This is a genomic window from Arcicella sp. LKC2W (assembly GCF_034931005.1).
Classification (GTDB): Bacteria; Bacteroidota; Bacteroidia; order Cytophagales; family Spirosomataceae; genus Arcicella.
In genome coordinates this window covers 182,890-202,795 of sequence record NZ_JAYGIN010000002.1, presented here as the reverse complement: position 1 = coordinate 202,795, position 19,906 = coordinate 182,890, and the positions used below count along the sequence as shown (strand labels likewise).

The window sequence follows — 19,906 nt, the reverse complement described above, 5'->3', positions numbered from 1 at the left end:
AATAACACCCCAAATAGCAGGCACAACGAAAGAGTATTGTAGGCACAATGTTCTTTCGTTGTTTTGTTTCCTCATTAAGTTTTCCCGAAATTGCAATAACATAAATATTCTCAAAATGTCCTTATCAACTAATTCAGATTACAAAAATTGGCTTATTGAACTGAAAAAGACCATTCGACAAGTTCAAATCAAAGCATCTTTGTCAGTTAATCGTCATGTTCTTCAATTCCATTGGGAATTGGGTCGAGACATTGTGGACAAGCAAGAAAATGCCAAATGGGGTAGTGGCTTTATTGACCAACTCAGTAAAGACTTGAAAGCTGAATTTCCAGAAATGGGTGGTTTTTCTAAAAGAAATTTAGAGATGGTTAGGCAATGGTTTTTATTTTATGAAAGTAGTTTTCCAATTGCGAAGCAACTTGTTTCGCAATTGGAAAACGCTGAAAATCAAAACATTACAAAAAGCCAACAAAGTGTTGGCGAATTACAAAACATTGAAAATCAAATATTTAATATTCCGTGGGGACATCATATTGTGATTGTTCAAAAAATTAAGAATGTTCCAGAAGCTCTATTTTACGTTGAACAAACTATCGAAAATAATTGGAGTAGAGCCGTTTTAGTCATGCAAATAGAGACAAATCTATACGCAAGACAAGGAAAAGCTATTACCAATTTCAAAACTACATTACCCGAAATTGATAGCGACTTGGCTCAGGCTCTTTTGAAAGACACTTATAATTTTGAATTTATCTCTTTCTCAGGTAAGGTGAAAGAATTGGAACTTGAACAAAAATTGATTGACAATATCACAAAATTTCTTCTTGAATTGGGCAAAGGTTTTGCTTACATGGGCAGACAGTTTGAAATAAATGTTGGTGGTGAAGTCTTCAAAACTGATTTACTTTTCTATCATACCAAACTCAAATGTTACGTAGTCATTGAACTAAAAGTAACCAAGTTTAAACCAGAATATGTGGGCAAGCTAAATTTCTATCTAACCGCCATTGACCGTTTGGTAAAAGATAGCTCTGATAAACCTTCCATCGGAATTTTGCTTTGCAAAACTAAAAATGATGTGGTGGTAGATTTCGCATTGCACGATACCAATAAACCAATGGGCGTTAGCGAATATACTTACACGCAACTACCAACTGTAATTCAACAAGCGTTACCAACTATTCAGCAGTTTACTGAACGATTGAATCAGGATGATGAAGATTTGTAGGCACAATTCATATACAAAGTAGGCACAACATTACCCCCAATTGTAGGCACAATGTTCTTTTTTGTTTTATAGCCAAGTTTTACGAAATTGCACGAATATAGTTTTATCTCACAAATCACTAATGGGTATAAAATATTACATCGAAAACCTTAATTGAAAATTTAAAGTTGGCAACACTACCGAACACACTTTTAAAGGAACTTTAGAGTTGTTTTAAATGCAATACTTAATTGAAACGAACAAGAGTAACTTAATAAGTTTATTATGTCCATTATCTATTAATCACTAATTTAATAATACATCCATGCAGAAAATTTACACTACCCTTGTGTTTTGTTTGATAGTTTGTTCTCAATTATTTGGCAAAGAAGCAACTACGCTCGACCCTGCCATTGTCATTACCAGTTTATCAACCACTAATTTTTGCCCAGGGCAAACAGGGACAATTAGCTTTACTTCCACGATTACTACGTCTACTTTTTATTCAGTAGAAATTTCTGATTTTGATGGTACATTCGGTAATAACCCAACTGTAATAGGGGTTGGCAGTAACAGTCCTCTTACTTTTACATTACCAAATTTTAGTTCCGAAACAGGAAATCTTTATAAATTACGAATTGTCGATATTATAAATCCACCATTAAAAAGTTTACCAAGTTCAGTTATTTTCTTTACTCCAATTACGTCCTCAGTGCAAAATGTTCTTGGGAGTACTTCAATTGGACTCTGTCAAGGTAGTTCCGTTAGATTATATGCTAAATTGAATAAAATTGATGAAAATGATGTCGTTTATGAATGGTATAAAAATGGCTCAATCATTACTGGTGCTACAAACTCTACCTATCTTACTAATCAAGCAGGCTCATACTCTGTTTATGCTTCCAAACGAGGATGTGGATATACATCCTCTCCATCTACAACTTATGTATATTCAACATCTGGACTTGCAGGTATTAGCACTGAAAGTGGCAATAAATATCAATGTACTGGAAGTGTAATTAAGTTACAAGCCACAAATCATTCACAAAATGTAAGTTACACGTGGAAAAAGGATGGTATTGTTTTGTCAAATGAAACAAATGGATATTTGAATGTGACTGAATCTGGGATGTATTCTCTTAAGACTTCAGACTTAAATTGTACCAATAATAGTTACAGTGACGAAAAAGAACTCTTTTTTAGCAATGTAATACCTTCAATTGTTTCAGTTAGTTATTATGATTATCAAGATACCATTTTTATATGTCCAAATAAAACATATAAGATGTACTTCGATTTTAACACTAATCAAGATAAGAAAGAAAATCTTACTTATAATTTTCAATGGAAAAAGGATGGAGAAAATATAGAAGGAGCGGTAAAAGACAACTTTATTACTTCAAGCTCAGGTACATATTCTTTAAAAGTAACACAAGGAAATTGTAGTACAACTTCAAAATTATTAGTTTTAAAACCTCAAAATTCCATTCCAAATATTCAATTTTATGGTACTACAAATATTTGTGCAGGAGTAATATCTACATTACTATATGTGGATAATAATTCTACCTGTGGCACTCTACAGTGGCAAAAGAATCAAATAGATATACCATCAGCAATTAATTCAAGCTATAACCCAACAGAGTCAGGCAGTTATCGCTTAAAACTAACAGAAGGTAATAATGTTAATTTTACTAATGCTGTAACAATAACAGCTGGAGCGACCCCATCATACAGGATTAAATCTTTATATGATACTATATCATGTACTTCACAAGCTTTTTATTACCTTGATATGGAGAGTTACTATCCTTATCCTGCTGCAACTTTTCAATGGTATAAAAATGGCAGTATTTTAACTAATGAAACAACAAGACAACTGAATACTTATTCAGAAGGAGCTTATAAACTTAAAGTGTCCGTAGGAGGTTGTGAAGGATTTTCAAACCAAATTAATCTTATAAAAAGAAATTATATAGCCAAACCTAAAATATTTTCCTACAATACTACAATGTTATGCAAAAATGCCTTTACAATATTGGCTCCAATGGGAGGGTATTCTTCAATTCAATGGAAAAGAAATGGGATTAATATTTCATCTACTGGTCAATTCATTAATATTACACAATCAGGCAATTACTCTGTTTTAGTAACTCAAAACACTTGTACAGCCGAATCCGACCCTATCAAAATATCAGTTGGAGATAAACAACAAAGCATCAAAACGGCAGATTGGAGCAATCCCGCCACATGGTCATGTGGTACAATTCCAACCATTGACGAAAATGTATTGATTAACAAAACTCATACCATAAGTTTGCCCAATGGTTATACAGGTTTTTTGAAAAACTTGGAGAATAATGGCACTATTATTCACGGAACAAATGCTCAATTGAAGTTTTTACAGAATTGATTTATTGATGTAACCTTTGAAGCCTTTGTCGTCCTAAACAATTGGCGATAGCAAAATCTCAAATAGTAAAACATTAAATATTAGTAGCATATTGAAAAAATCGCTCACCAGTTGTGCAAAACTAAAAATGATGTGGTGGTAGATTTCGCTTTACACGACACCAATAAACCAATGGGCGTTAGCGAATATACTTATACTCAGCTTCCTACGCTGATTCAGCAAGCGTTACCAACTATTCAGCAGTTTACAGAACGATTAAATCAGGATGATGGTAACGAAGATTTTTAAAACATACAACAATGGCACTTTTAGATAATTTATTAGCGGAAATTACGCCTGAGCAACAAGCAAGAACGGACTGCAAAATGAGAATTGCTTGTATTATTGATGATGTAATGAAGGCAAAAGGTTTAAGCAAAAAACAATTTGCCGACAAGGTAGGTCGTAAACCTTCTGAAATAACCGAGTGGTTGGTTAAGCGGTACGCATAATTTTACCGTTGAGACAATTGCGAACATTGAGAGAGTATTAATCGTCACAATTTAACTAAAGCATACTATCCAACAGTAATGTATTAGCTTATTTGCCTGCACAATCTATATATCATGCAGGCACAACACCCCAAATTGCAGGCACAAAGAAAGAGCATTGTAGGCACAATATTCTTTCTTTTGTTTTTATCATTGAGATTTCGATATTACATCTATAAAACATCTCACAATCTTTCTACCAAAGTATTAGGTAAGTAATTTAGCAAGCATTTGTTACCAAATTTAATTACTATAAAAATATCAAAATTAAAATCCTGAATTACTCTTTTATTTGCAATCAACTTCTCCCAAAGTTCTTTATTTTCACCTTAATATTAACAGAAGATTCTACTGAGTATTACATGAAGAATATAGTCTGAAAATAAAAGTATAGCCTTGCTAAATGTAAGTATATATTCGTCTCATTAACTTATTAAATAGTCTTTGTTAAAAAGATAAAATTGTCTATATTTATCTAATATAATTTACTTGACCATATAATAGAGACTATAAATGTAATAATATTAACTAATTTTGCATTTTAACATACACTCCTATCTCTCAAAAGAGTGAATATTGGCATGGATATAGTATATTATCGTAAAGTCAATGTATAAAATCTTTGATTTTAAAAAATTATGAACAAACAACTTTTAACTCGACTTTTTAGGTCTATTGAAGGAAATAAATCTGACGATATAGTTAAGGTTGCTTATACGATTATTGAAAATGAAAATGAACAAGGGCATGAAAAACTGGCAACGCATTTAAAATCTATTCTCGAAAGTAACTTAAATAATTATAAGAATTACAGAAATGAATTAAAGCGAATACTACCCGAAGGAGTTTCAATACCTACTGACAAAAGGAATAATCTACCACTGGCTACCGAGATTGAAAGAGATAAGTTGAGGCACGAAATGGTATTAAACCCTGATATAGAGGAAAAAATTACACGTATCGAAAAAGAGTTTGTTGCAAGAGAACGGCTGGCTCATTTTGGATTAAAACCTCGTCAGAAAATACTTCTATATGGTTCTTCTGGATGTGGAAAAAGTATGAGTGCAGAAAGAATCGCTTGGAATATTGGACTCCCATTCTTAAAGGTCAGGTTTGAAGCTATTATATCCTCTTATTTAGGAGAATCTGCCAATAACTTAAAAGTTCTTTTTGAGTCACTTAGAGCTTTCCCATGCGTATTACTATTAGACGAATTCGATTTCATAGCTAAGTCAAGAACGTCATCACAAGAAGTTGGTGAAATGCACCGTATCGTAAATATTTTACTTAACCTAATGGAAGAGTATGATGCCTCTGGATTAGTTATTGCGACAACAAATTTAGAAGGCATGATTGATAAAGCATTATTTAGGCGTTTTGATGATGTGATAGAAATTACTCGTCCACAAGAACAAGAAATTGCACAAATTTTAGAAAATACTCTTTCCTCAATTCACTTAAATAAAGATGTCAAACTAAACGAGATAGCCAAAGAGATGATTGGTTTTTCTGCTGCATTAACCGTAAAAGTTGCTAATGATGCAGCCAAATTAGCAATAATAAGTGGAAAGTCTGAAATTGGACTTACTCATTTCAAGAAATCTCTCTCCGAAAACAAAGCATATAATAATTGATTTAACACCTCAGATTTAACTTAAACTATGGCAGAACTACCACATTTACAACTACGTAATACTTACACTGGAACTCATAAGCCTAAAAATGGTGGAGGTGGAGCAAAAAAATCACCCATTACGTTAGGTAATCTTGTTAATAGGCTTGGGCATGGACAAAAACTTCAAACTCGTCTTGGAAATCTTGAAGGATTTTGGAAAGATAATCTAAGACAAAGAAAAGAAGATGGGTTTCCTGATTTACCAGAATCTGAAGTAGTTCCTATTCTTTTAGAGCTTGACCCAAATTTTGATATAGAATCTTTAAAGAGTTTGGGTATTGAGATTGTACTTGAAGAAGAAAATGGATTTGTAGTTGGTGCTACGGCAATAAACTTTGTCTCTCTGAAAGAAAAAATTGATGCCTTAATTCAAGAAAGAGGCCAATCTAAAGACCAACTTGCAAAATTATGGGAAATTGAAGTTGGTATTCAATGGCGTTTGGAACATATATTGTCCGAAGAATTAAGCCAGAGATGGAGTAGTATTGCGGATGATGAAATTCTAATTTTAGATGTAGCAATTGCTTGTTATGTAAAAAAATCACCTATGCCTGTTTTGAAAAAAAGGGAGACAGAAGAAAAATATCAAATTAGGTTAGAAAATTGGAGAAAAAAGACACAAGCCACAAATGAAAAAAGAGGCGATATAGAATTAGAGCGGCAAGATTTATTTGAGAAATTTATAAGAGATTATGGAGGTGAAAACCTCTCGGGATTCATAGATAATAATGACAGTTTTTGTTGCCAAATTCAACTATCAGCTAAGGCGATGAAGGATTTAGCACTTAACTATCAATATTTATTTTATTTATCGGAATCGGAACAAATAGAATCTTTTGAACCAAATGACATAGAAAATAATTTACAAGACGATACGTCCTTACAACTCATTGCACCGTTATCAAATGCCCCCAAAGTATGTGTTATAGATAGCGGAATTCAAGAAAGTCATCGTTTATTGGATTTGGCAATTGATGTTTCATCGTCAAAATCATATGTCCTAAGTGATAATTCTACTGCTGATTATGTTTCAAATGGAGGTCATGGAACAAAGGTAGCGGGAGCAATATTATATCCTCGGTCTATTCCTACATCGGGAATATATAGTCTTCCATGTTGGATTCAAAATGCAAGAGTTTTGAATAAAAATAATGTACTTGATAGAAGAAACACCTATCTCCCTAAACTCATGGAAGATATAATATCAGATTTTTTGCCTACTAAAATCTATAACTTATCTATTGCTTCAAAGTCTCCATGTAGATTAAAACACATGACCTCGTGGGCAGCCTCAATAGATAAACTAACTTATGAAAATGATGTTTTATTCATTGTGGCAACTGGCAATTTAGGTAAAGGAGTAGTGAAAAATCATTTAGATTCGTCAAGACAATATCCTAATTTTTTGTTAGAAAAATCCAGTAGAATATCTAATCCATCACAAAGCAGTTTTGCTTTAACAGTAGGTTCTGTTAGTTTAGAAGAATATAAAACGATAGATGAGCATTCTTTTGGAGAAAACGATGACCCATCCGCTTTTACAAAATCTGGACCTGGACTATGGGGAATGATAAAACCTGATGTTGTTGAATATGGAGGTGATTTTGTTTTACAAAAAATTGCAAATATTCATTTTGTTAAATCAACAGATGATTCTTCTGTTGAACTCGTTCAATCAACACTCAGAGGAAATAAAAGTATTGGAAAAGATATTGGCACTTCGTTTGCCACGCCCAAAGTCACCCATATTGCTGCAATGTTACAAAGCGTATTGCCAAACGATGATGCTTTGTTATATAGAGCATTAATAGCACAATCAGCACGTCTTCCAAAAAAATATTTTCAAAACCCAACTTCTGATAATATTAGACTTTATGGATATGGCATTCCAGATGTTAATAGAGCAACAGGTAATACGGACAATAGAATTACTTTCATTGCTTCTGACCATATTGCACCTAAGCAAGCTAAGTTATATAGTGTAAATATTCCTGAAAGCATACGTAAGGCAGGAGATAACTATGATATTCTTATAGAATTTACGTTATCATATAAGGCTAATCCCAGAAGAACACGAATGAAAACAAAATCATATCTTTCTACTTGGGTTGATTGGGTTTCTTCTAAAAATGGGCAAAGTTTTGAACAATTTAAAGTACAAGTCATCAAAGACTTAGAATCAGGGAATGATTTAATTAATGTTCAAGAAAATCAAGATACAATTCACTGGGCAATTAGAGAACGTAGCGATTATGGTAAAATCAAAGATTTCAAAAGACAAGATAGCACATTACAAAAAGATTGGTGCATTCTGAAATCAAATCAACTTCCAGAAGAACTGTCATTTGCAATTATCGGTCACAAAGGATGGGAAGTCGATTTATCCCAAACTGTTCCATTTGCAATAAGTATTAGTATAGAAGCATTAGAAAATTCTATTGCAATCTATGAAAAAATTAAAGTAGAAAATGAGGTACAAATCCAAATTGAGATATAAACAAATTAACGACACTCCTCTTACAAATAATAATTAATATGAAAAATGTAGAAATCGAAGAAGTTAATACTTTTTTAGATAGTTCATTCCCAGAAAATCCAAGTCATATAATAGTATCAGTAAAACAAAGTAATGGTTCATACATAGAGCTTGTAGCATTATGGGTGGAAAGACCAACTCTTACGCAAGAGAACATTGATTATTCTCAATTTAATATTGGAGATTATAGAGTATCAAATTTCTGGGCAGCCGAACCACGTAAAGGTCATGGCACTCTTTTGCATAATTTTCTCAGAAATGAAATTAGGGAAGAATTAGGCGGGAGTATTTTAAACATTTATTCAAGTAAAGATATTGAGCCAAACGATGTAGAAACTTTTTCAGGCGATGCCAAGCTCTTTTGGAAAAACAGAGTGGAGAAGAAATTAGCAGTGTATGATTCGTCTTTAAAAAGATTCAAATTACTATTTAAAGATGAAGAAAGTTAAAGTATTAAATTCGCAAAACGGCTCAACTACTATACGGTTTGAGCCGTTTTCGTTACCATTTTGTTACTTCCTCTCTCACTAAGGCATAATCATCTTATACACAACACGTTATATAGTTCGCTCGAGACCTCACAAAATTTAAAAACTCCTAAATTTAGGAGTTTTTTTTTGCCCTGATTTCAATAAATTTGCCATATTCTTATCATTTATCTCTACCATGAACCCTACCCAATATAACTCATTTGACACTTTTAATAAGTATAATTACTGAAAAGATGTATGAAGTTTCTTCGGGGATACGACCAAGATAATGAAGTGATTACAAATAAAAGATAAGTTATCAGAATTGAGATACGAAAACTTACGTAAAATTAATCATACCATCTATCTTGATTAATTAATATTCTAATAATGAAATGAATTCGATTTGACCATTTATACAACAAATAACCAGATTTGACTACTGAGTTCAGCGAACATTCATATCTTTAAAGCATAAGCGTTTATTTTCGTTATTAATGAACGAAGACACTATATTTCGATACTAACGAATAAACGCTTTCTCCCCACATCTATGTAATTAGAATCAGAGAAAATTTCTTATCCTTGTAACATTAGAAGGTCTTGCAGTACACTTTATACCCTTCCATCAGTCGATACAAATACCCTCTTTTACACAATACGAAAAGCTTATCTACACATTTAATATCTAAATTCACATAATTGAACTTCTTTTAAACAAATTTTTAGCACAAATACTTTAAACCTTATGTAAAATAACAATTACATAAGTTCATTTTGTATTTTTGTAATAAATATCATTCTTCAAACTTATTCTCAATATTATCCAATAGTTTCTACTTAAAATAAAAACATTTCAACATTCTAAATTAGAAAAAATCTAAATAGTTCCCAAAGAATATAAAACTTCTAAAATTGAACAATATTTTAATTGGTTCGTAAATATTCCAATTGTACTTTTGTAGCCCGAAAAAGTGTAAAATTTGAGTTTTTTAAAGGAAAAAATCAAGTGTTGCATTTAGACGGAAAATAAGTTTTGATAAAAAATTGAATTTAATTAGCGTAATTTTATATAAATGTTCTGTAATAAAACGATTATGATAACCATGAAACGCTTGAAAATTGTTGCTTTAATGGCAGTTTTAGGCTTCTTCGCCTCGGTCGTTAGTGTGAAGGCTCAAGATCCTGCTGAGGGTGAACAAATTTTCAAAAACAATTGTACGTCTTGCCATGCCGCAACTGATGAAGTTGTGATAGGCCCAGGTTTAAAAGGCATTGGTCAGAGAAGACCTATTGACTGGCTTGTAAAATGGATTCACAATCCACAAGCTGTCGTTGCTTCGGGCGACAAATATGCTGTTGATTTATTCAACAAGTATAACAAAACACAAATGACGGCTTTCCCGAACCTTTCGGAAGGTCAAATCAAAAGTGTTGTTGCTTATATTGACGCTCAAGCTGCTGCCCCAGTTGCTGCTGCTGCCGGAGCAACTCCTGCTGCTGGTGCTGCTCCTACTGAAGGGTCTGCAAATGGTGGAATGATGCAATACATCATGGTTGCCTTGTTATTGATTATGGTTTTGGTATTAGTTGCCTTATTATCAATCGTTTCAAGTCTATCTAAATTAGCAAACGTTTCTCCTGATTCTCCAGAAGTTCAAGATGTACCATTGTTAAAAAGACTTGCTGAAAATGGCAAGAAGTTGGCAGCAAATAGTGCATTCAAAACAGGTGCGGCGTTGTTAATTACTTTATTGATTGGGAAAGCTACTATTGATGCAGCTTATGGCGTAGGTATCCACCAAGGATATGCACCAGAACAACCTATTCAATTCTCACACAAACTTCACGCTGGTCAATACCAAATCAATTGTAACTATTGCCACACAGGCGTTTACAAAGGAAAAGGGGCAAACATCCCTTCTGCGAATATTTGTATGAACTGCCACAACTCAATCAAGCGTGAATCTCCTGAAATTCAGAAAATCTATCGCTCTCTTGAGAAAGATGAGCCAATTCAATGGGTACGTGTTCACAACCTTCCTGATTTAGCATATTTTAACCACTCTCAGCATACAAATGTTGGCGGATTAGAATGCTCAAACTGTCATGGAGATATTGCTAAAATGGAAGTTGTTCAGCAACGCTCTACTTTAACAATGGGATGGTGTATCGATTGTCACAGAAAAACGGATGTGAATACGAAAGGTAATGCTTACTATGATAAATTGGTAGAATTACACAGTAAAGACCACAAAGAGCCATTGAAAGTTCAAAACATCGGAGGTTTAGAGTGTTCTAAATGTCACTATTAATAAATTGGTGAATTAGTGATTGGTGAATGGTGATTAGTAAATGACCTACCCAAAAGCAAAAACGTTAATCAAGACATTAAAAAAAAGCCAATTGCCGAAAGCCAAAAGCCAGAAGCTAAAAAAGCTAATCACATATTACAAATATGGAAAATAATACAAAACGGTATTGGAGAGGGATTGAGGAGTTAACAAACAATGCAGAGTTTGTAAAATATGCACATCGTGAATTTGGCGATGCTCCAACAGCAAATGAAAAAGGAGAAGCGTTAATTGATGGAACAAACACTGTTCGTCGTGATTTCTTGAAGGTTTTAGGTTTTGGAGTTTCCGCAGTAGCTTTAGCAGCTTGCGAAGCACCTGTAAAAAAGGCAATTCCATACTTAAATAAACCAGAAGACGTTGAACCAACAATTGCTAACTGGTACGCTTCTACTTTCATCGATGGTGGAGATTATGCATCAATATTGGTGAAAACACGTGAAGGTCGTCCTATCAAAGTTGAAGTAAACCCAATGTCTTCAATTACGAAAGGAATATCAGCCAGAGTTCATGCTTCAGTATTGAGCCTTTATGATAATGAAAAATTAAAAGGTGCAACAATTGCAGGTAAACCTTCTGACTGGGCAACAACCGATAAAGAAATTATTGCAGAGTTAGGTAAGATTTCTGCTCGTGGTGGTCAAATAAGAATTGTATCAAATACAATCGTTTCTCCAACAACAAAAAAAGTTATTAGTGAGTTTATTGCAAAATACTCTACTGCTAAATTAGTAACCTATGATGCAAATTCTGTATCTGGTTTAATCCAAGCAAATGGAGGTATTTTGCCAAGCTACAATTTTAGCAAAGCAAAAACTATCGTTTCGATTGGTGCAGACTTTTTAGGTACTTGGCTTTCAGCAGATGAATTTTCTGAACAATGGGCAAAAACTCGTAGAGTAAGTTCTGCCGAGGGTGGAAATAAAGAAATGTCTCGTCATTATCAGTTTGAGTCAATTATGTCAATGACTGGAGCTAATGCCGATTATCGTTCAACTTATAAACCATCACAAGAAGGATTAGTTGTAACAAGTCTTTACAATGCTCTTGCATCAAAATTAGGAGCTACTCCAATTGGAGGTGCCTCTATCAAAATAGAACACTTTGACAAAGCTGTTTCAGATTTAGTTGCTACAAAAGCAGCATCAATTGTAGTTTCTGGCTCTAATGACCCTGCAGTACAAACTGTAGTTATTGCAATCAATGCAATGTTGGGAGCTTATGGTAAGACTATTGATGCAGGAATGCCTTCTAATTATAGACAAGGTTCTGATGCTGAAATGACTTCATTTATCAATGAAGCAAAAGCAGGTCAAATTGGTGCAGTAGTTTTCTACAACGCTAATCCTGTTTATAACCACCCACGTGGTGCTGAATTAGCAGAAGTATTGCCTAAAATTGGATTAACAATCTCTACAAATGATCGTGCTGACGAAACAGGATCACTTTGTAAGTATAATACTCCTGATTCTCATTATTTAGAATCTTGGAATGATGCTGAACCGAAAAGAGGTTACTTCTCATTTACACAGCCTACAATATCAACAATCTTCAAAACTCGTCAAGCACAATCAAGTTTCTTAACTTGGGCTGGATTGAATGGAGATTATGCTACATACCTTGAAAATGCTTGGTCTTCTACTTTAGGAGGAAAATCAGCTTGGTCAAAAGCATTGCATGATGGTGTATATGAACCTGGGGCAAGTGCATCTTTCAATGTTCCTCAAACAGGTTTAGCAGATGCTGTCGTTTCTATTTCGAAGAATTACAAAGCTAATTCTGACAAAATGGAATTGGCAATCTACGAAAAAGTAATTATGGGTACAGGCTCACAAGCTAACAACCCTTGGTTACAAGAATGTCCAGAACCAGTATCAAAAGCTTGTTGGGGCAACTATGCTATGGTTTCTTTAGCAACTGCGAAGAAATTAGGCTTAGACCAAGAAATAGAATTAGATACACACGAAGTTGAAGTTTCTGTAAATGGTAAATCAGTTAAATTACCATTCATTGTTCAACCAGGTCAAGCTAATGATACAGTAGCGATTGCAATTGGATACGGACGTACAAAGGCTGGAAAATCTGCGAATGAAGTTGGAGCAAATATTTACCCATTTGCATCCTTCATCAATGGCAATATTGCATTTTCAAATACAGGAGATGTACAAGTAAAAGCAACTGGTAATACTGCACAAATTGCTCGTACACAGACACATAATACTGTTATGGCTCGTGAAGCTGTAGTACAAGAAACAGTATTGAGTGCCTATAAGAAAAATGTTGAAGCAGGACGTTTTAAACCAACCGTTTCTACAGCAGAAGGAAAGAAAACAGCGACAGACCTTTCATTATGGAATGGTCACAAATATAATAACCACGCATGGGGAATGGTCATTGACTTGAACACTTGTACTGGTTGTTCTGCCTGTGTAGTGTCTTGTAATGCCGAAAATAACATTGCAGTAGTAGGACGTAAAGAAGTTATTAATCGTCGTGAAATGCACTGGATGCGTATCGACCGTTACTATTCTTCAGATGCAGATGTTGAAGATGTAAAAGGATTAGAATATGCTTCTGAAAATCCTGAGGTTGTATTCCAACCAATGCTTTGTCAACACTGTAATAATGCACCTTGTGAGACAGTTTGTCCAGTATTAGCAACAACTCACTCTTCAGAAGGATTGAACCAAATGACTTACAACCGTTGTATTGGTACTCGTTATTGTGCAAATAACTGTCCATATAAAGTGCGTCGTTTCAACTGGTTCCGTTATTATCAAACGGATGAATATGACTTCCAATTCAACAACGATTTAGGTCGTATGGTGATTAATCCAGATGTAACAGTTCGTTCACGTGGAGTAATGGAAAAATGTTCAATGTGTGTTCAACGTATCCAAGCTGGAAAATTGGAAGCGAAGAAGGAAAAGAGAAGACCAAAAGATGGAGAAATTCAAACTGCGTGTTCACAATCTTGTCCTACTAATGCTATTACTTTTGGAGATATGAATGATGAAACATCAGAAATCTCGAAATTATTAGAAGCTGAACACAAAGGACGTGCCTTCGGTGTAATTGAAGAAATCAATGTGAAGCCAAATATTTCTTACTTAGTTAAAATCCGAAACAAGGAGGAAAAAGTGAAGAAAGAAGAAGCAACGGTTGAACACAAAGAACACGCTTAGGTTGTAAATAATTTTTGATTCTAAATTTTTAATTAAAAAATATATGTCGCACGTAGTATCACCCATAAGAGAGACCCTTGTTTCAGGTGGTAAATCTTATCATGACGTTACAAATGATATTTGTAAGCAAGTTGAAGGCGAACCTACCAAAGAGTGGAAAATCGCTTTTGGTGTATCTTGCATAGTATTCGCTTACGGTGCTTATTGCTTAGGCTACACTTGGTGGCAAGGCATTGGAGTATGGGGCTTGAATAAAACAGTAGGTTGGGCATGGGACATCACCAACTTCGTATGGTGGGTAGGTATCGGTCACGCTGGTACACTTATTTCAGCCGTATTATTATTATTTCGTCAGAAATGGAGAACATCTATTAACCGTTCTGCAGAAGCGATGACAATCTTTGCTGTACTTTGTGCAGCGTCATTTATCTTAGCTCACATGGGGCGTCCTTGGTTATTTCACTGGGCATTGCCATTACCAAATACATTTGGTTCATTGTGGGTAAACTTTAACTCTCCATTAGTTTGGGACGTTTTCGCTATCTCTACATACCTTTCTGTATCATTAGTATTCTGGTACTTAGGTCTTGTTCCTGATTTAGCAACTATCCGTGATAGAGCTCAAACAAAAGCAGCCAAATTCTGGTACGGAGCATTCAGTTTAGGGTGGAATGGTTCAGCCAAAACATGGGCTCGTTATGAATATGTTTCATTAATCTTAGCTGGTATTTCAACACCATTGGTACTTTCAGTACACACAATTGTATCGATGGACTTTGCAACATCAGTTATTCCAGGATGGCATACTACAATCTTCCCGCCATACTTCGTAGCAGGAGCGATTTTCTCAGGATTTGCAATGGTACAAAGTCTTTTATTGATTACTCGTGTAGTATTCAAATTAGAAGATTATATTACAATTGAACACATTGAAATGATGAATATCATCATTACCGTAACTGGTTCAATTGTAGGTATTGCCTATTTAACAGAGTTCTTTATTGCATGGTATTCGGGTGTTGAATATGAATCATATTGCTTCATTAACCGTGCTACTGGTCCTTATTGGTGGGCATATTGGATGATGATGACGTGTAACGTAATCTCTCCACAATTATTCTGGTTCAAAAAAATTCGTCAAAGCATCTTAGTATCATTTATACTTTCTGTAGTAGTAAACGTTGGTATGTGGTTTGAACGTTTTGTAATTATTGTATCGTCATTACACCGTGATTATCTTCCATCTTCTTGGGCGATGTTTACACCAACAATGTACGATATTGGTGATTATATTTTCTCTTTTGGATTATTCTTTACTTTATTCTTCTTGTTTGCTAAATTTTTACCAGTAATCAATATGTTTGAGGTAAAATCTGTAATGAGAGGTGTGTCAACAAACTTCCCTGCTAAGAAGAAATCATCAGGAGATAAATCAAAAGAAACAGTTCACTAAGATATATCGAAATTCAGCCATTGGCTATTAGTTTAAATAGTTAATGGCTGATTGCTAAATAAAAAAAATAAAAAAATGGATTCAACAGAAAGATATTTAGTAGGAGTTTTCGACGATGATGAGGAAGTATTACACGCTGTTACGGAAGTTAAAAACAGTGGCGTAAAGATTGAAGAAGTATTTACTCCTTTTCCAATTCACGGACTTGATGTAGCAATCGGTCATCCACGCACACGTATTCCAATTGCAGCATTTTTGTTCGGTTGTTTGGGTTTAACGTGTATCTTTTCCCTAATAAATTATACAATGGTCTTTGACTGGCCTATGATTATTGGTGGTAAAGATTTCTTCGCATTACCAGACTGGATTCCAGTTTCATTTGAAGGTACAGTATTATTTACTGCGTTCGGTATGGTTGGAACGTTCTTAGTTTCAAATAGCTTATGGCCAGGTAAACAACCAAAAACATTCGATTTAAGAAGTACTGATGATAAATTTATTATGGCTGTCAATATGGCAAATAATAAAAAATCAGAAGCTGAAATCGAATCAATTTTGAAAGCATCTGGAGCTATCGAAGTAAATGTTAAACAATTTTAGTTCATAGGTATAAGGTATAAGATATGAGTTATAAGGTAGAGAGTTATAAATAATATAATTTTTTCCCTAATCCCCAATCCCAATTACTAATTCCTAACATGACTTACGACTAATAATCAAAATTATGTTTACCAATAAAACAAAAAGTCTTTTGCTAACTGGAATCGTTGCTTTGGCAATGACATCTTGCGGAGACAAACATAACGATTCGGGTACGGAATTTGCACCGAATATGTATCATTCTGTTGGCTATGAACCACTTTCTCAAAGTGAAGGAGATACAAACAAAATCAATCCTCACGGAATGAATATGCGTTTACCAGTAAAAGGAACTGTTCCTCGTAAATATTACGGTCAAGAAGCAAAGAATGATTCTATTGATGGTGATTTACTCCAAATGGAATTGACCTCTCGTAATATAAAGTCTGGAGATATGGCTTCATCTGAAGCTCTATTGACAAACCCTTATGAGCCAACAGAAGCAAATCTTGAAGCTGGCAAAATTCAGTATGAAAGATTTTGTATGCACTGTCATGGTGAAACAGGAAAAGGCGATGGAGCGGTAGCTAAAATGTATAAAGGTGTACCTGTTTATTCATCAGATGCCTTAAAGAATCTTAACGACGGTCATATTTATCATACAATTACACACGGTAAAGGTCGTATGTGGGCTCATGGTTCACAAATCTCTTCTGCTGACCGTTGGAAAATCGTTCTTTACGTACATCAGTTACAGCAATAAGAATACATGATAGCAAAATTAAGTAACAACCGTTACTTGACTAAATGTTAACTTGCTAATCAATATCAGTTATTTTCAAATTATAAAATTTTCAAATTATAATGGCGGGACATTCACATTTTTCCCCATCTAATGTCGAAGAACATTTTGAGTTCACGGCAGAAGGTCGCAAAAGAGTTATTTATGCTTTCTTAGCAGGATTAGTAGCACTTGTTGTAGGAATCTATTTGTTATCTCGTGGAGATCACGAAGCAGCACACGCTGTTGCTGAACACGGTGCTGAGCATGGCGAACACCTTTCAGGAGGTGCTGTTGCTCATCATGGAGACTATGATTGGACAAATCGTATCTGGGCCAATCTTTGGTTGAATGGGGTATTCTTCACTGGTATTTCTGTAATTGGTATGTTTTTCGTATCTATTCAGTATTTGGCAAAAGCAGGTTGGTCTTCAGTAGTAAAAAGAGTAGCAGAAGCATTTCCTCCATTTTTAATCGTTACAGGGACAGTATTAATATTAGTTTTCTTGTTTAAAGGAGACGTAATTTTTCACTGGATGCATCATGGTGTAACTGAAAAAGGAAGTGAAAATTATGATAAAATCATCGCTGGAAAATCAGGCTATTTAAACAAATGGTTTTTCTTAGGACGTATGGTTACATTCTTCGCTCTTTGGTTAGTGCTTTGGAATTGGATGCGTAAAAAGTCATTAGATGAAGACCTTAACGGTGGAAATGAAAATTTCTTTTCAATGGTAAAAATTGCTACAGGGTTTATTGTAGTTATGGGTATTTCAAGTTCAATGTCTGCTTGGGACTGGGTTATGTCAATTGATACTCACTGGTTCTCAACAATGTTTGGTTGGTATATGTTCTCTTCATGGCACGTAACTGGCTTAGCAACAATCACATTAACCGTATTATTGTTGAAAGACAAAGGTTATATGCAATATGTAAACTTTAACCATTTACATGATTTAGGTAAATTTATGTTTGCCTTCTCTATCTTCTGGACTTATGTATGGTTTGAGCAATTCTTATTGATTTATTATGCTAACTTTCCTGAAGAAACAATTTATTTCTTGGAGCGTTGGGAAGGTCATAACAAAATTTATAAAGCGACAGAAATCTTAAACGTGTTTTGCAACTTCTTCTTTCCATTTTTAATCTTAATGACACGTGATGCAAAACGTACAGCAATCTTCTTGAAAATTGCTTGTTCTTTCATCATTGTTGGTCACTATCTTGATTTCTACCAAATGATTATGCCAGGTACAGTTGGACCAAATGGTGGATTTGGATTAGTGGAATTTGGAATGGTTACAGTATTTGCTTCTGCTTTCATTTATGTAGTATCAATGCAATTGACGAAAGCATCTTTAGTAGCCAAAAACCACCCATTCTTGGAAGAGGCACTTCACCACGATATTTAAGCAATAATAGGTTGTTAAATAACAACCTATTATTTTCTATAAAATCTCAAAATGTTCAAAACATTTATATTGAACATTTTTTTATAGAACAGTAAAGAATATAGCGTCTGGAAATTATTATCAGGCAATATTAAAATAGAAGATTTATAACCAAAAATTAACTAATAAAATGACATATTTAATAGGTCTTTTGTCGGTAGTATTCTTAATATTGGCAATCATGATTGTCAGTAAGAGTATGTCTCTTTCAAAAGGTATTCAAGGCACTGAGCAAGACCAAGATACACCATTAGATGGAGCGAATAATGCAAATGCAATAGGATTTATTGTGTTTTTAGTATTGGGTTCAATAGGAGCAGCATGGTCATTCTTGTATTCTAAACCTGACTTACTTCCTGTGGCAGCATCAGACCATGGGTTAATTACAGATAAAATGTTTTGGGTTTCAATGGGCGTTATTACGTTTGCTTTTTTCGTAACAAATGCACTGTTGTTTATATTTCCGTTCTTGTATAGATACAAAAAAGGAAATGTAGCTACATTTTATCCAGTTAACCATAAGTTAGAATTAATCTGGACAGTAATTCCTGCGATAGTAATGGCTGTATTGGTATTTACAGGTTGGAGAACTTGGAGAGATATAACATCTCAAGCACCAGACAATGCAGTTGTTATTGAAGTTACAGGTCACCAATTTGGTTGGTATGTACGTTACTCAGGTAATGATGATAACAAATTAGGAAATAATAACTACAAGTTAATTGACGCAACAAATTCGGTTGGTATTGACTACACAGATGAAAAATCTTTTGATGACTTTACTGCAAACGAAATGCACTTACCAAAAGGAGTTCCTGTTTTGTTGAAAATTAAAGCTCAAGATGTATTACACTCGGTATATTTACCTTACCAACGTGTTAAAATGGACGCTGTTCCTGGTATGCCTACAAAGTTTTGGTTTGTGCCTAATAAGACAACTGATGAGATGCGTTATATCACAGGTAATCCTGATTTCAATTACAAACTAAACTGTACTGAAATTTGTGGAAGTGGTCACTTCGGTATGGCAATTACAGTTTTTGTTGATGAGCCTGAAGACTATGCAGTATGGTGTAAGCAACAAAAGCCATTCTTGACACAAAATCCTGACTTCTTAGCTAAAGTTCCAGAAAAATTGAAAGGCAAAGCACAAAAATATATTGAGGCTCCTGCTGCGGCATCAGATAGTACACAAGCGAGTGGTGCAACTCCAGCCGCTGCAACATCATTGAGATAATTATCAGATTCAACATAGAATAAATAACAATAAAT

14 protein-coding genes are annotated in these 19,906 nt (G+C 34.3%); all 14 read left to right on the top strand.

All coding sequences use genetic code 11. The features are described from left to right. Positions 1 to 115: 115 nt before the first annotated feature. On the top strand, positions 116 to 1,228 hold the full coding sequence (locus tag VB796_RS02695; protein WP_323344965.1) for a PDDEXK nuclease domain-containing protein: 1,113 nt from the start codon (positions 116 to 118) through the stop codon (positions 1,226 to 1,228). Positions 1,229 to 1,532: 304 nt separating this feature from the next. Then, on the top strand, positions 1,533 to 3,620 hold the full coding sequence (locus VB796_RS02690; protein ID WP_323344964.1) for a hypothetical protein: 2,088 nt from the start codon (positions 1,533 to 1,535) through the stop codon (positions 3,618 to 3,620). Positions 3,621 to 3,731: 111 nt separating this feature from the next. Further along, positions 3,732 to 3,908, top strand: coding sequence for a hypothetical protein (locus VB796_RS02685; protein ID WP_323344963.1), 177 nt, complete (start codon positions 3,732 to 3,734; stop codon positions 3,906 to 3,908). A gap of 11 nt (positions 3,909 to 3,919) precedes the next feature. Further along, the gene (locus tag VB796_RS02680; RefSeq protein WP_323344962.1) at positions 3,920 to 4,111 is read left to right on the top strand and encodes a hypothetical protein; all 192 of its coding nucleotides are present in this window, start codon (positions 3,920 to 3,922) and stop codon (positions 4,109 to 4,111) included. Between the two features lie 677 nt (positions 4,112 to 4,788). Further along, entirely contained in the window at positions 4,789 to 5,784 is a 996-nt protein-coding gene (locus VB796_RS02675; RefSeq protein ID WP_323344961.1) for an ATP-binding protein, read from the top strand. Between the two features lie 27 nt (positions 5,785 to 5,811). Next, a complete protein-coding gene (locus VB796_RS02670) occupies positions 5,812 to 8,322 on the top strand; it encodes a S8 family peptidase (protein WP_323344960.1) in 2,511 nt (836 codons plus the stop codon). A 38-nt stretch (positions 8,323 to 8,360) separates the two neighbouring features. Next, positions 8,361 to 8,810, top strand: coding sequence for a hypothetical protein (locus VB796_RS02665; RefSeq protein ID WP_323344959.1), 450 nt, complete (start codon positions 8,361 to 8,363; stop codon positions 8,808 to 8,810). 1,127 nt (positions 8,811 to 9,937) lie between these two features. Next, positions 9,938 to 11,146: a cytochrome c3 family protein gene (locus VB796_RS02660; RefSeq protein ID WP_323344958.1), complete on the top strand. Its 1,209-nt coding sequence runs from the start codon at positions 9,938 to 9,940 to the stop codon at positions 11,144 to 11,146. 143 nt (positions 11,147 to 11,289) lie between these two features. Then, positions 11,290 to 14,370, top strand: a complete 3,081-nt coding sequence (locus tag VB796_RS02655; protein WP_323344957.1) for a TAT-variant-translocated molybdopterin oxidoreductase — start codon at positions 11,290 to 11,292, stop codon at positions 14,368 to 14,370. A gap of 43 nt (positions 14,371 to 14,413) precedes the next feature. Next, positions 14,414 to 15,823 (top strand): NrfD/PsrC family molybdoenzyme membrane anchor subunit, encoded by a 1,410-nt coding sequence (gene nrfD, locus VB796_RS02650; protein ID WP_323344956.1) that lies wholly within the window; start codon positions 14,414 to 14,416, stop codon positions 15,821 to 15,823. A gap of 75 nt (positions 15,824 to 15,898) precedes the next feature. Beyond that, a complete protein-coding gene (locus VB796_RS02645) occupies positions 15,899 to 16,423 on the top strand; it encodes a DUF3341 domain-containing protein (protein ID WP_323344955.1) in 525 nt (174 codons plus the stop codon). 124 nt (positions 16,424 to 16,547) lie between these two features. Further along, positions 16,548 to 17,165 (top strand): cytochrome c, encoded by a 618-nt coding sequence (locus VB796_RS02640; protein ID WP_323344954.1) that lies wholly within the window; start codon positions 16,548 to 16,550, stop codon positions 17,163 to 17,165. Between the two features lie 101 nt (positions 17,166 to 17,266). Beyond that, entirely contained in the window at positions 17,267 to 18,595 is a 1,329-nt protein-coding gene (locus VB796_RS02635) for a quinol:cytochrome C oxidoreductase (RefSeq protein WP_323344953.1), read from the top strand. Positions 18,596 to 18,764: 169 nt separating this feature from the next. Then, positions 18,765 to 19,871 (top strand): cytochrome c oxidase subunit II, encoded by a 1,107-nt coding sequence (locus VB796_RS02630; protein WP_323344952.1) that lies wholly within the window; start codon positions 18,765 to 18,767, stop codon positions 19,869 to 19,871. The last annotated feature ends 35 nt before the right edge of the window (positions 19,872 to 19,906 follow it).

Excerpts from the sequence above, each read along its gene's own strand:
- VB796_RS02695 (WP_323344965.1), top strand. The coding sequence starts at position 116 with ATGTCCTTATCAACTAATTCAGATTACAAAAATTGGCTTATTGAACTG.
- VB796_RS02690 (WP_323344964.1), top strand. The coding sequence starts at position 1,533 with ATGCAGAAAATTTACACTACCCTTGTGTTTTGTTTGATAGTTTGTTCT.
- VB796_RS02680 (WP_323344962.1), top strand. The coding sequence starts at position 3,920 with ATGGCACTTTTAGATAATTTATTAGCGGAAATTACGCCTGAGCAACAA.
- VB796_RS02675 (WP_323344961.1), top strand. The coding sequence starts at position 4,789 with ATGAACAAACAACTTTTAACTCGACTTTTTAGGTCTATTGAAGGAAAT.
- VB796_RS02670 (WP_323344960.1), top strand. The coding sequence starts at position 5,812 with ATGGCAGAACTACCACATTTACAACTACGTAATACTTACACTGGAACT.
- VB796_RS02665 (WP_323344959.1), top strand. The coding sequence starts at position 8,361 with ATGAAAAATGTAGAAATCGAAGAAGTTAATACTTTTTTAGATAGTTCA.
- VB796_RS02660 (WP_323344958.1), top strand. The coding sequence starts at position 9,938 with ATGAAACGCTTGAAAATTGTTGCTTTAATGGCAGTTTTAGGCTTCTTC.
- VB796_RS02655 (WP_323344957.1), top strand. The coding sequence starts at position 11,290 with ATGGAAAATAATACAAAACGGTATTGGAGAGGGATTGAGGAGTTAACA.
- nrfD (WP_323344956.1), top strand. The coding sequence starts at position 14,414 with ATGTCGCACGTAGTATCACCCATAAGAGAGACCCTTGTTTCAGGTGGT.
- VB796_RS02645 (WP_323344955.1), top strand. The coding sequence starts at position 15,899 with ATGGATTCAACAGAAAGATATTTAGTAGGAGTTTTCGACGATGATGAG.
- VB796_RS02640 (WP_323344954.1), top strand. The coding sequence starts at position 16,548 with ATGTTTACCAATAAAACAAAAAGTCTTTTGCTAACTGGAATCGTTGCT.
- VB796_RS02635 (WP_323344953.1), top strand. The coding sequence starts at position 17,267 with ATGGCGGGACATTCACATTTTTCCCCATCTAATGTCGAAGAACATTTT.
- VB796_RS02630 (WP_323344952.1), top strand. The coding sequence starts at position 18,765 with ATGACATATTTAATAGGTCTTTTGTCGGTAGTATTCTTAATATTGGCA.